We start from the raw sequence: 12,852 nt of genomic DNA, 5'->3' as shown, positions 1-12,852 counted from the left end.
GTCTGTATCAGTCAGTAACCGGAACCGGCCATCAGCGAATGATGGCCGGTTTTGTTTCAGGCCGCAGACTAGACCAGGGCACCATAAATCGTTAACAGCGCCACCACGATCACCATCACAAACGACACCTTTTTGGCGAGCGCCACCGCAACCCGCGGCGTTTCAACCTTATCGGTATGCGGCTCACGCGCCAGGGAGTATTGCGCCAGGTTCGTCAGGACCTGGTACTGTGCGCTGTGCCGGTCGCCCAGCGTGGCGAACCAGGCCGGCAATGCGCGTTCCCCATGGCCCAGCAGCGCATAGGCGACGCCCACCAGACGCACCGGAATCCAGTCAATACAGTGCAGAATGGCATCAATCCCCGACTGGGCGCGTTCCAGCGGCGAGTGGTGACGTGCCAGCCAGGATTGCCAGCCGCGCAGAAAGGCATAGCCTACCAGCAACACCGGTCCCCAGGCGCCGCCCACCACAAACCAGAACAGCGGCGCCAGATAAAAGCGATAGTTAATCCACAGCAGGGCATTTTGCAGCGCAGCAAGATATTCCCGTTCGTTGCAGTCAACCGGGATACCGTGGATCATCGTCAGCTCTTCCGCCATGGCGTTGTGCGCGTCCGTATCATTGTGGCTGGCCGCCTTCAGATAAGCGTGATAGTGAAGACGTACCGACCCGGCCCCGATGCAGAGCAGCCCGACGGCGATCCAGAACAGCAGTTTCAGCAGGCCAAAAAAGAGCCCTTCCAGCGCCAGCAGACAGAGCGTGATGACGGCCATCGCCACCACCAGCATCAGCAGCGTGCGCGTCAGTGAAAAACGGCGCTGGTGGCGGAAAAACGGTGCCAGATGGTGATCGAGCTGCCAGCTCTCCCCCATTTTAAACAGGCGTTCCCAGCCCAGCACCAGCAATAAACTAAAAAGCGTCATCTTTACGACTCCCATCTGCAGTGCGGTTAAACGCGCCAGCGGCCAGCGCAGCGCGAAATCTTACCCAGTCAAACGCCGGACCGGGATCGGTTTTCCGTACCGGCGCAATGTCGCTGTGGCCGGTGATGTTCGCAGCCATAGCGGGATAATGCTTAATCAGCAGCTGGCTGAGTTCGGTCAGGGATTGATACTGATCTTCGGTATAGGGCAGCGTATCCGTTCCCTCAAGTTCAATGCCAATGGAGAAATCATTGCAGGCTTCACGCCCCTGATAACAGGAGACGCCCGCATGCCAGGCGCGCAGATGAAAGGGAACGTACTGAACGATCTCACCATCTCTGCGGATCAGACAGTGAGCGGAGACGTTAAGTGAGGCAATCTCAGCAAAGAAGGGATGCGCGTCAGGATCCAACGTTCCGGTAAAGAGGGCGTCGATCCACGGGCCGCCAAACTCCCCCGGCGGAAGGCTGATATTGTGGATAACCAACAGCGTGGGCGTGTCGCTTTCAGGCCGCTCATTACAATGTGGCGAAGGGACCTGCCTGACGCCCGCAATCCAGCCCGCTTGCAGCTGCATGTTTTGCTCTCCTTTCATAACGATTTCATCAGAGTAACATGAATCATTTCAGGAAAACCAAACTTCTGCTGGCAGATAATGCTGCAAAAACAGCCTCTTTTCACGCTGCCAGCAAAGCGCCCTGATAGCCTGAACAGACGCGCTTTTAGTCGGTATTGCCTGCGTCAAAAACCCGGTTCAGGCCGGGACATATGCTGCAGGCATCTGGTAAGAAGGGGGTAAAAAGGCTAGCATTGCCGGACTCTCTTATCCGATACCCGGAGTGAAAAAATGTCCACCCGCCGCTACGATCCGGACAGCCGCCGTAACACGTTACTGGATCGCATAAAGGAAGATATCCCCCCCGGCGTTGCCCAGGCTTTGCGGGAAGATCTGGGTGGGGAAATCGATCCCTGCCAGGATATTACGGCCAGCCTGCTGCCTCCTGATGCAACTTCTCATGCCGTCGTGATTACCCGTGAGAAGGGCATCTTTTGTGGTAAACGCTGGGTTGAAGAGGTCTTCATTCAGCTTGGCAACAAAACCCAGATCGACTGGCACGTCGAAGATGGCGATCCGGTTAGTCCGGATCAGCCGCTATTTGAGGTGAAAGGCCCTTCAGCCGTGATTCTGACTGGCGAACGCACCGCGCTTAACTTCGTTCAGACGCTCTCCGGTGTGGCGACCGAAGTCAGCCGCTATGTCGCGCTTCTCGAAGGGACGCGAACGCAGCTGCTGGATACGCGCAAAACGCTGCCAGGGCTGCGGACCGCGCTTAAATACGCCGTTCTGTGCGGCGGCGGGGCTAACCATCGCCTTGGCCTCTCCGACGCGTTTTTAATCAAAGAGAACCATATTATTGCCGCCGGTTCGGTGCAGGAGGCGGTTAAAAAAGCGCTATGGCTGCATCCGGACGTTCCGGTCGAGGTCGAGGTCGAGTCGCTCGACGAACTGAGCCAGGCCATTGATGCCGGCGCGGATATCATCATGCTGGATAACTTCAGCGTTGAGCAAATGCGCCAGGCAGTAGAGGTGACAAAGGGGAAAGCGCTGCTGGAAGTCTCCGGTAACGTCACTGATGAGACAATCAGAACCTTTGCGGAAACCGGCGTTGATTATATCTCCGTCGGCGCGCTAACCAAGCACGTACGGGCGCTCGACCTTTCCATGCGCTTCCGTTAGTCCGGTCTGGTTAACGCCGCTTCAGCCCTCCCACGCCACGTCTTTTGCGTGGCGTTTTTTTCCTCTTTTTGCGGCGCTTCCCGCATCTGCATAGCGTAACGGTGCAACACTGTCAGTTCATCTCCATCCCCTCTCCGGAATGCTTCTCCCTGCGCTGGCTCGCTTCTTTCGCGAAGGCTAACCTGCCGCACGGAACAACAAAAGGAGCATTGCTATGGAAAAGCAGCAAGGATTTACCCTGATTGAACTGATGATTGTGATCGCGATCGTCGCCATTCTCAGCGCTATTGGACTCCCCGCTTATCAGAATTACCTGCAAAAAGCCGCCCTGACCGATATGTTACAGGTCGCCATGCCTTATAAAACCGCCGTTGAACTTTGTGCGCTGGAAAGCGGCGGGACAGGAAACTGCACGGCCGGCAGCAACGGCGTTCCCGTGGGCAAAGGTTCCCGCTACGTTTCGGCCGTTTCCGTACAGGCAGGGACAATAACCCTGAACGGCCAGGAGAGCCTCAGCGGTCTGAGTGTGAGCATGAAACCCGAATGGGAAGAAACGGAAGGCGGCATCCGCTGGCAGCGAAGCTGCACCAGTAAAGCCGTAGCGCTGACGGAAGCCTGCGAAACGATTTTCCGCTTTGATGACGCGGCCACCGGAGGTGCTGAATGAGTATCCACTCAGCCCGGCGAGCCGTAGAGGAACTCTGTCTGCACCATCAGGCGGTAATACTGGAACTGACGCCACAACGCCTGAAAATCGCCGTTGCCGGGACGCCGACGACGGCGATGATGGAGGCGCTGCGCTTTGCCTGCCAGAGCGCCATTGAGGTGGAGTCATGGCCTCAGGCCCGGCTGGAACAGTTCCGGCAAAACCAGGATAGCGCAGCCGCGCCTGACGCGGAGTCAGCGACACCTCAACAAAAAGCGGCGCCCGAACGCATAGATCACCTGCTCGCTCTGGCTGTTCAGCGACGCGCTTCGGATATCCATCTTGAGCCGCAGCACGCTTCGCTAAGGATACGCCTGCGTGTCGATGGCGTATTGCAAACCCTGCCGACAGACCACAGCGATGCTGGCGGCTCGCTGGTGGCACGCCTGAAGATTCTTGCCGGTCTCGATATCTCGGAGCGACGTATACCTCAGGATGGGCAATTCACGCTTGAGCTGAACGGCCAAACGGCGTCGTTTCGCCTCTCCACGCTACCCACGCGCTTCGGCGAAAAGGCCGTTATCCGCCTGTTACAAAGTCATACTCAGAGCGTGACGCTGGAGGATCTTGGCATGCCCCCCGCCGTGCTGCGGCGCTATCGTCACGCGCTCTCCCGACCGCAGGGTCTGATTCTGGTCACCGGCCCGACGGGCAGCGGTAAAACATTTACGCTCTACAGCGGCTTAAGCTGGCTCAATCATCCTCAACGTAACCTGTGCAGCGTGGAAGACCCGGTAGAAATCCCCCTGCCCGGCGTTAATCAGACCCAGGTCAACCCGAAAGCAGGCCTCGATTTTAACCGGGTACTCCGGGCGCTGCTTCGTCAGGATCCCGATGTCATCATGCTCGGTGAAATCCGCGACGGGGAAACCGCAGAAACGGCGGTAAAAGCGGCGCAGACTGGACATCTGGTCCTCTCAACGCTGCATACCAATTCCACCACGGAGACGCTTATCCGCATGGGGCAAATCGGTATTCCCGGCTACCTGCTCGCCTCTGCGCTGAAGCTGGTCATCGCCCAGCGGCTGGTACGTCGCCTCTGTCCTCACTGCCGCCAGCCCGCGACCGCTGTAGCCGATTTCCCGGCATCCGTCTGGCCAGGGACCGTTCGTAACTGGCGCGCCGCAGGGTGTGAACGCTGCTTTTCAGGTTTTTATGGCCGCCTGGCGATTTTTGAGCTGATGCCGGTGACGCCCCGTCTGCAAATTGCTATCGCTGCCGGTGAGCAGCCGGAGGTGCTGGCGGACATTGCCCGGCAGCAGGGGATGAATTCCCTTTTTACCGAAGGGCTTCACTGCGTCAACCGGGGTGATACCACGCTTGAAGAACTCTACCGCATCGTGAGCGAAGAAGATGGCTGCGCTGCGACTGTTTAGCTGGCAGGCGCTGGACAATACCGGCGGCTTTCATCAGGGTACTTTTTTTTGCCAGAGCCAGGAGCAGGTCATAGAACGGCTGGTTGCGGCGGGTCATATCCCACTGAGGCTTTCACGGGGGAAGCGCTGTCGGACCCGTGCCTGGCAAGGCGGGAATAAAACGGCCTGCTTCCGGCAGCTCTCCACGCTGTTGAAAGCAGGCTTAACCCTCTCTGCCAGCCTGGGTCTTCTTGCGGAAGATCATGCCGATGCGGGCTGGCAGGCGCTGCTGGTGGAAATTCAGCAGCGCGTATCAGAAGGCGTGCCTTTTTCTGAGGCGCTGGCGCAGTGGCCTGAGGTATTTCCTCCCCTCTACGCGGCGCTGATGAAGGTGGGCGAGCTGACGGGAAGGCTTGATGAGTGCTGTCTTCAGCTTGCCAGCCAGCAGGAAAGGCAGCAGCAGCTACAGAAAAAGATGATGAAGGCGCTGCGCTATCCGCTGTTTATTCTGGCGCTGGCGCTTATCGTCAGTTACGGCATGCTGGTCTGGATCCTGCCAGAGTTCGCTGCGGTTTATCAGTCGTTCGACGCCCCGCTACCCGCATTTACCTCGCAGGTTATCGCGCTCTCAGAGTGGCTTCAGCGCTACGGGCTTGTACTGCTGCCGCTGATGGCACTGTTCCCCATCGGCTGGAAGGGTATGAACCGGCTACCGATGGCCTGGCAGCGCAGCATGCAGCGGGGTCTGCTTACTCTCCCTCTGGCGGGAAAATTGTATAAAGGTGCTCAGCTCAGCGCGATCTTCACCACGCTTTCGCTGACGCAGCAGGCTGGCCTGACGCTGCTGCAAAGCCTGCAGGCCGTGGAGCAAATGCTCTCTCAGCGGATCTGGCGCGAATGCATTGGACAGCTTCAGCTGCATATCTCCGCCGGCAATCCGCTACATCAGGCGTTGAAACAGCACCCGCTTTTTACGCCGATCTGCGGCCAGCTGATTAAGGTTGGTGAAGAGGCAGGCATGCTGGACAGCATGCTGGCAAGGCTGGCTCGCCTGCATGAGGAGAGCACCCATGAGCGGGCCGATACTCTGGCCGCCGCGCTGGAGCCGCTGATGATGGTCGTTACGGGCCTTATTGTGGGCGCGCTGGTGGTGGCAATGTATCTGCCTGTTTTCAATCTGGGGGACGCACTGGGAGGGTAGTTTTCATGGGTAACAGATAATGGGTAAAGCAGCGGAGCGGAGGAGAAGGTGCTTAAGCCCAGACTCCGGCAAACTGCCCACCGCAACAGGGCGATGGGCGATGAACCGGCGGTGCAATTACCGGTTAAATACCCGGTTTTCCTGCTCGGCCACGCGAATAAAGGTGGTTCGCTTGGTCAGTTCCTTCAGACGCTCGGCGCCCACGTAGGTACAGGCTGAACGCAGCCCACCGAGAATATCGCGTGCGGTAAGCTCTACCGGACCGCGAACGGGCAACTTCACCGTTTTGCCTTCCGCCGCACGGTACTCAGCGACGCCGCCCACGTGCCGGTTCATCGCCGACTCAGAGCTCATACCGTAGAACAGCATAAACTGTTCGCCGTTCTCTTCCACAATCTTGCCTTCACACTCATCGTGCGCCGCCAGCATCCCGCCAAGCATGACAAAATCGGCTCCGCCGCCGAACGCTTTCGCAACGTCGCCAGGGACAGAGCAGCCGCCATCACTGACAATTTGCCCGCCCAGCCCGTGCGCCGCATCGGCGCATTCGATAACGGCGGAAAGCTGCGGATAGCCCACGCCGGTTTTAACACGCGTGGTACAAACCGAACCTGGGCCGATGCCTACTTTAACGATGTCTGCACCGGAAAGGATCAGCTCCTCCACCATTTCACCGGTGACGACGTTACCCGCGCAAATCGTCTTGTCCGGAAACGCCTCACGGGCGCGCTTGAGGAACTCAACAAAGTGTTCAGAGTAGCCGTTGGCCACATCAATACAGATGAATTTCAGCGCAGAGGAGAGCGCAACGATCTGTTTGAGCTTGGCAAAATCTGTCTCAGAGGTGCCGGTGGAAACCATAACATGGCGAAGCACATTCTCGGGGACCCGTGAGGTAAAAGCCTGCCACTGCTCCACGCTGTAGTGTTTATGCACGGCGGTTAATACGTCAAAGGAGGCCAGCGCTTCAGCCATACTGAAGGTACCCACGGTATCCATGTTAGCGGCGATAACCGGTACACCTGACCAGGCAATGCCTGAGTGCTTAAAGGTGAATTGACGATTCAGGTCGACCTGAGAGCGACTTTTGAGCGTGGAACGCTTTGGCCGGATCAGAACATCTTTAAAGCCTAACTTGATATCTTCTTCAATACGCATGACGAATTTCCTGGTTGGTGGCGCAATCGAATGATTGGGTGCTGCTGCCAGCTCCAGTGAAGCTATCATACGCACTAAAAACGGCGCGACAAGACTGCGAATTCAAGATTATTTACGCTACAATCCCCTAAATATAACCAAAAACTCATCATGTGATCCGGGCCTCAATTTTTCTGTAGCCGCTGTTTAATCCCGGCACGTCACGAGCTGTATCCACTCATGAGCCGGGGAGATGAAACTGATGCGCTATACTGTTGCGCTGACCGGCGGCATTGGCAGCGGTAAGACCACCATCGCCAACGCATTTGCCGCGAGGGGGATCGATCTTGTCGATGCCGACGTAATTGCCAGACAGGTCGTTGAACCTGGTCAGCCTGCCCTGCACGCGATCCGGCATAAATTTGGTGAAGAGGTTATCCTGCCAGACGGCACGCTCAATCGCGCCACGCTGCGCCAGCGTATTTTTAGCGCGCCGGAAGAGAAAAGCTGGCTGAATGCGTTACTGCATCCCCTTATCCAGGCTGAAACCCAACGCCAGCTGGCGATGACCCGATCGCCCTGGTGCCTGTGGGTCGTGCCGCTTCTGGTAGAAAATAATTTACAGCATCTGGCCAACCGGGTGCTGGTTGTGGACGTAGATCGCGACACGCAGCTGTCGCGCACCATGGCAAGGGATGGCATCACCCGCGAACAGGCGGAACATATTCTTGCTGCCCAGGCGACGCGCGAAATGCGCCTGGCGGTGGCAGATGACATTATTGATAACGGCGGGCCACCCGATGCAGTGGCCGCCCGAGTTGCCCTTCTTGACCAGCGCTACCGGCAGCTGGCCATGGAAGAACACCAGGATTAACCGTATGAGCACAACCGTTTTATTTGAATATCCCCTGAATGAAAAAATGCGTACCTGGCTACGTATTGAGTTCCTGATTAACCAGCTAGAGAAGAGTCAGCACATCAGCGATCACCACGGCGCGCTGGCTTTTTTTCGTAATGCGGCCGAGCTTTTGGATGTTTTTGAGCGTGGTGAACTGCGGACGGAAGTTGTCAAAGAGCTGGAAAAACAACAGCAAAAGCTGCGTTCCTGGGCGGAAGTGCCCGGTGTGGATATGGAGCGGGTCAATACATTAAGCGACAGCCTGAAAACCCGATCTGTCGTTCTGATGGCCGCGCCGCGCATGGGCCAGCAGCTGCGTGAAGAGCGTCTGATTGGGCTGGTTCGCCAGCGCCTGAGCATTCCCGGCGGCTGCTGTAGCTTCGATCTCCCTACATTGCACATCTGGTTGCATCTCGAACAGCACGTACGCGATGCACAGGTTGCCGACTGGATGGCGACGCTTTCGCCAATTCGCGAGGCGCTGACGCTAATCCTGGATCTTATCCGCCAGTCAGGCATTTTCCGTAATCAGACCAGCCTGAATGGATTCTTCCAGGATAATGCGGAAGGAGCCGAACTCCTGCGGCTGCGGCTGGATCTTGAGGACGCGCTTTATCCGCAGGTGTCCGGCCATAAAAGCCGCTTCGCCATTCGTTTCCTGCCGCTGGACAGCGAGCAGGGAGATGTCCCGGCCCGTCTCGATTTTGAACTTGCCTGCTGTTAAGGTTTTTACTGATGAATAATGATGTAACGAGAGTTAACTGTCCGACCTGCGGTAAAGAGGTCATCTGGGATGAACTGAGCCCGTGGCGTCCATTTTGTTCTAAACGCTGCCAGCTGATTGACCTTGGCGAATGGGCGGCGGAAGAAAAGCGCATCCCCAGCGACGGCGATTACGCCGAGAATGAAGACTGGAGCGAGATGAACCCGCCGGATCGGGACTGAGAAAAGCGATCCGCCGCGGTACGTTCGGCGGATCGAGGCCTGACGGAGCAGGTTCAGGGGCAACAGCCCCTCAGCGGGGACAGCGTCAGTTTTTCTCCGCCTTCAGCTGCCTGACGATCTCTGCGTTGGCGGGCGGGAATTCGTCGGGCACCAGTTCATGCTGGCTGACCCAGCGGGAAGGCTGCCCTTCCCGGCCCCAGGGTTCACCGTTCCAGCCGTCGATAATAAAGAAGTGGAGCGTAACCCGCAGATCGCTGTAGGTATGATCGACGACCTCATAAGGCGTCGCGTCGGTGACTTCAATCCCCGTTTCTTCCCGCAGTTCACGCTTAAGCGCTTCAGCTGGCGTTTCGCCTGGCTCAATTTTGCCGCCCGGAAATTCCCACATGTTTGCCATATGAGACGTGGCGGGCCGCTGGGCCAGGAAAATCTGCTGTCGGTTGTTGCGGATGATGCCAACGGCTACTTGTAAATGCTTCATTCTCAGCTCACTTTGAATAAAAATATCTCACCCGGCGCGCTCCCACTTTACACTTACGGCGCAGCGGCGGGCATTAAGCACGGCCCTGAAGCGCGTTTGCAGGATTCGCAGTTTGCACGATCGCTGGGCATAAAAAAGGCCGACTCCCGTCGGCCTCCGTGTATCATGACTGACGATTAAGCCAGGCGTCCATGACACTGTTTATATTTTTTGCCTGAGCCGCACGGGCAGGGATCGTTACGACCCACTTTACGTTCGCCGCTCTGTTCAGCCAGCGCCATCGCCGCTTCGGTCTCGGTGTCGACATGGCTTAACTGCTGCTGCTGCGCCAGGCGATCGGCCTCTTCACGGCGCTGCTCTTCCATCTCTTCTACTTCTTCCGGCATACGAACATGAACTTTGCTCAGGGTGCTGATCACTTCATACTTCAGAGATTCCAGCATGGCCGCGAACATGGCAAAGGATTCACGCTTGTACTCCTGCTTAGGATCTTTTTGCGCGTAGCCACGCAGGTGGATCCCCTGACGCAGGTAGTCCATTGCCGCCAGATGCTCTTTCCACAGCGAGTCGAGGGTTTGCAGCATGACGCCTTTTTCGAAGTTGCGCATCATTTCCACGCCAACCACTTCTTCTTTGCGCTGATACTGCTCTTTTGACTCAGTGAGAATACGTTCTCGCAGCGTTTCCTCATGCAGCTCCGGCTCTTTATCCAGCCACTGTGCAATCGGCAATTCCAGGTCAAAATCGTTTTTCAGACGCTCTTCCAGACCGGCAACATCCCACATCTCTTCCAGCGACTGAGGTGGAATATAGGTATCGATGGTCGTTTTAAATACGTCCTCGCGGATGCTGGCAATCGTTTCGCTCACGTCAGACACATCCAGTAGCTCATTACGCTGGCTGTAAATAGCGCGACGCTGATCGTTAGCCACGTCATCATATTCGAGCAGCTGCTTACGAATATCGAAGTTGCGGCTCTCAACTTTACGCTGTGCGTTGGCGATAGCTTTGGTCACCCAGGGGTGTTCAATCGCCTCGCCCGGCTTCATGCCCAGCTTACGCATCATATTAGAAACGCGATCTGAGGCAAAAATACGCATCAGCGCATCTTCCATTGAGAGGTAGAAGCGGGATGAACCGTTGTCACCCTGACGGCCTGAGCGGCCACGCAGCTGATTATCAATACGACGGGACTCGTGGCGCTCCGTACCGATAATATGCAGGCCGCCGGAAGCCAGCACCGCATCATGGCGGATCTTCCAGTCGGCTTTAATTTTTTCAATCTGCTCTGGCGTTGGATCCTCCATCCCGGCAATTTCAGCCTGCCAGCTACCGCCGAGCACAATATCCGTACCACGACCGGCCATGTTGGTGGCGATGGTTACGGCGCCTGGCTGACCCGCCTGCGCCACGATATCCGCCTCGCGGGCGTGGAACTTGGCGTTCAGTACCGCATGCTGAATGCCCGCTTTGGTCAGTTCGTCAGAAACGACTTCGGATTTCTCAATGGAAATCGTACCCACCAGAACCGGCTGGCCGTTAGCGGTACGCTCACGGATATCCTCAATGATGGCATCAATTTTTTCTTTTTCGGTCATGTAGACCAGATCGGGCAGATCTTTACGCACCATCGGACGGTTGGTTGGCACCACGATGGTTTCCAGCTTATAGATGGAGCTGAACTCGAATGCTTCGGTGTCGGCAGTACCGGTCATCCCGGCCAGTTTTTCATAGAGACGGAAGTAGTTCTGGAAGGTGATAGAGGCGAGCGTCTGGTTCTCGTTCTGAATTTCCACACCTTCTTTCGCTTCCACCGCCTGATGCAGGCCATCGGACCAGCGGCGGCCCTGCATGGTACGTCCGGTGTGTTCATCAACGATGATCACTTCACCATCTTTCACAATGTAGTCAACGTCACGCGTAAAGAGAACGTGCGCGCGCAGCGCGGCGGTCACATGGTGCATCATCATGATGTTACCCGGCGAGTAAAGTGACTCGCCCTCTTCCATAATGCCTTCGCTGACCATCAGTTCTTCAATCGCTACCAGACCCCGCTCGGTCAGGTGTACCTGACGGGATTTCTCATCCACCGAGAAGTGACCTTCACCCTGGAAGGTGTCTGAATCTTCTTTTTCCTGACGGATCAGGTGAGGAATAAGTTTATTCACACGGATGTAGAGTTCTGAGCTGTCTTCTGCCGGGCCGGAGATGATCAGCGGCGTACGCGCCTCATCGATCAGGATGGAGTCAACTTCATCCACCAGCGCATAGTTCAGCTTACGCTGTACGCGATCTTCAGGGCTGAAGGCCATGTTGTCGCGCAGGTAATCAAACCCGTATTCATTATTGGTGCCGTAGGTGATATCGGCCGCGTAAGCTTCACGCTTGGCCGGTGCGGGCATGTTAGGCAGGTTGATGCCGATGCTCAGCCCCAGGAATTCAAACAGTGCCCGGTTATTTTCCGCATCACGCTGCGCCAGGTAGTCGTTGACCGTAACCACATGCACCCCTTTCCCGCTCAGCGCGTTCAGGTAGGCTGGCAGTGTTGCGGTCAGGGTTTTACCTTCACCGGTGCGCATTTCCGCAATGCAGCGATCGTTCAGCACCATGCCGCCCAGCAACTGGACATCAAAGTGGCGCATGTTGAAAACGCGCTTGCTGGCCTCACGCACGGTCGCAAAAGCTTCCGGAATGAGATTTTCCAGCACTTCACCTTTCGCCAGGCGCGCGCGGAACTCGCCGGTTTTTGCCTTCAGCTCATCATCGGAGAGCTTTTCGAAATCCGGCTCCATTTTGTTAATCTGATCGACAACTTTGCGCATACGGCGCAGGGTACGGTCGTTACTGCTGCCAAAAACTTTGGTTAATAATTTGGTTAACATAATAAATAAATTCTCTCTGCCACCGCGCTCTGCGGTGAAACACTCAGCGTGTAATGTAAGGGGTTAACTACAGACGTTATGCGTGAGAGACAGGCCCGGCACGAATGCCCTGCACCTGCGCCAGCCAGAGGCCGGTCTGGTAGCGGCGATCGGTCACCCGCTGCGGTGCTGCCGTCTGGCGGACAATTACCGGCGGGCGGGCTTCATGAGTTAATAACGCATTGAGCGTATTGAGCAGCGCCAGCTTCTGCACGGCAAGCGGCATCGCCTGCTCGGCGGCGGGAAGATTAACCGGAGCCAGCGTGAAGGAGAGGTGGCGGATGACGGTACGGATGGCATGCTGATGCCAGTAATCGACGTTAAAACTTGAACGGCGGAGGCTCTCCTGGAGCAGCGCAAGGCGATCGCCGTGCACGCCGCTGCTGATATTGAGACTTCTGGCCGGGGATTCTGATAAAGTTGTACGATCGCAGGCTGACGCCTGAGGCAGGCCGAGGCTCGCCGCGACCATCCCCAACAGGAGATGCGGCCAGAAATAACGTCTGCCAAATTGTCGCCAACGATTTAGAATACCCACTGTTTTCCG

At 56.8% G+C, this 12,852-nt stretch carries 13 protein-coding genes; 7 read left to right on the top strand and 6 right to left on the bottom strand.

Going from position 1 to position 12,852, the window contains the following annotated elements; genetic code table 11:
• Positions 1–68: 68 nt before the first annotated feature.
• Positions 69–923, bottom strand: coding sequence for a beta-lactamase regulator AmpE (gene ampE, locus AAH446_RS07545; protein ID WP_342906100.1), 855 nt, complete (start codon positions 921–923; stop codon positions 69–71).
• Entirely contained in the window at positions 910–1,500 is a 591-nt protein-coding gene (gene ampD, locus AAH446_RS07540) for a 1,6-anhydro-N-acetylmuramyl-L-alanine amidase AmpD (protein WP_342906099.1), read from the bottom strand. The genes ampE and ampD overlap by 14 nt, the downstream gene beginning before the upstream one ends.
• Positions 1,501–1,770: 270 nt before the next feature.
• On the opposite strand from ampD, the gene nadC reads away from it, so the two are divergent.
• From nadC to hofC, 4 genes are all read left to right on the top strand, one after another.
• On the top strand, positions 1,771–2,661 hold the full coding sequence (nadC, locus tag AAH446_RS07535) for a carboxylating nicotinate-nucleotide diphosphorylase (protein ID WP_342906098.1): 891 nt from the start codon (positions 1,771–1,773) through the stop codon (positions 2,659–2,661).
• Between the two features lie 214 nt (positions 2,662–2,875).
• Positions 2,876–3,328 carry a prepilin peptidase-dependent pilin gene (ppdD, locus tag AAH446_RS07530; protein ID WP_342906097.1) on the top strand — a complete coding sequence of 151 codons (453 nt, stop codon included), beginning with the start codon at positions 2,876–2,878 and terminating at the stop codon, positions 3,326–3,328.
• Positions 3,325–4,743, top strand: coding sequence for a type II secretion system protein GspE (gene gspE / locus AAH446_RS07525; RefSeq protein WP_342906096.1), 1,419 nt, complete (start codon positions 3,325–3,327; stop codon positions 4,741–4,743). The genes ppdD and gspE overlap by 4 nt, the downstream gene beginning before the upstream one ends.
• Positions 4,721–5,923, top strand: coding sequence for a protein transport protein HofC (gene hofC, locus AAH446_RS07520; RefSeq protein WP_342906095.1), 1,203 nt, complete (start codon positions 4,721–4,723; stop codon positions 5,921–5,923). Before gspE ends, hofC begins: the two co-directional genes overlap by 23 nt.
• A 117-nt stretch (positions 5,924–6,040) precedes the next feature.
• Here hofC and AAH446_RS07515 read toward each other — a convergent pair whose 3' ends face one another.
• Entirely contained in the window at positions 6,041–7,081 is a 1,041-nt protein-coding gene (locus AAH446_RS07515) for a GMP reductase (RefSeq protein WP_342906094.1), read from the bottom strand.
• Between the two features lie 241 nt (positions 7,082–7,322).
• Between AAH446_RS07515 and coaE the strand changes: the two genes are divergently transcribed.
• Genes coaE through yacG form a run of 3 tightly spaced genes read left to right on the top strand, consistent with a single transcriptional unit; the run spans position 7,323 to position 8,903 of the window.
• Positions 7,323–7,934 (top strand): dephospho-CoA kinase, encoded by a 612-nt coding sequence (gene coaE / locus AAH446_RS07510; RefSeq protein ID WP_342906093.1) that lies wholly within the window; start codon positions 7,323–7,325, stop codon positions 7,932–7,934.
• A gap of 4 nt (positions 7,935–7,938) precedes the next feature.
• Positions 7,939–8,682, top strand: coding sequence for a cell division protein ZapD (zapD, locus tag AAH446_RS07505; protein WP_342906092.1), 744 nt, complete (start codon positions 7,939–7,941; stop codon positions 8,680–8,682).
• Positions 8,683–8,693: 11 nt separating this feature from the next.
• Positions 8,694–8,903, top strand: a complete 210-nt coding sequence (gene yacG / locus AAH446_RS07500) for a DNA gyrase inhibitor YacG (RefSeq protein WP_342906091.1) — start codon at positions 8,694–8,696, stop codon at positions 8,901–8,903.
• Between the two features lie 85 nt (positions 8,904–8,988).
• Here yacG and mutT read toward each other — a convergent pair whose 3' ends face one another.
• The 3 genes from mutT to secM form a co-directional block, all read right to left on the bottom strand.
• Positions 8,989–9,384 carry an 8-oxo-dGTP diphosphatase MutT gene (gene mutT, locus AAH446_RS07495; protein WP_342906090.1) on the bottom strand — a complete coding sequence of 132 codons (396 nt, stop codon included), beginning with the start codon at positions 9,382–9,384 and terminating at the stop codon, positions 8,989–8,991.
• Between the two features lie 176 nt (positions 9,385–9,560).
• Entirely contained in the window at positions 9,561–12,266 is a 2,706-nt protein-coding gene (secA, locus tag AAH446_RS07490) for a preprotein translocase subunit SecA (protein WP_342906089.1), read from the bottom strand.
• 76 nt (positions 12,267–12,342) lie between these two features.
• Positions 12,343–12,843, bottom strand: coding sequence for a secA translation cis-regulator SecM (secM, locus tag AAH446_RS07485; RefSeq protein ID WP_342906088.1), 501 nt, complete (start codon positions 12,841–12,843; stop codon positions 12,343–12,345).
• Positions 12,844–12,852: the final 9 nt, after the last annotated feature.

The organism is Erwinia psychrophila (assembly GCF_039023475.1).
Taxonomy (GTDB): Bacteria; Pseudomonadota; Gammaproteobacteria; order Enterobacterales; family Enterobacteriaceae; genus Erwinia.
The sequence above is the reverse complement of the archived record's forward strand: the minus strand, read 5'-3'. Positions and strand labels throughout refer to the sequence as shown.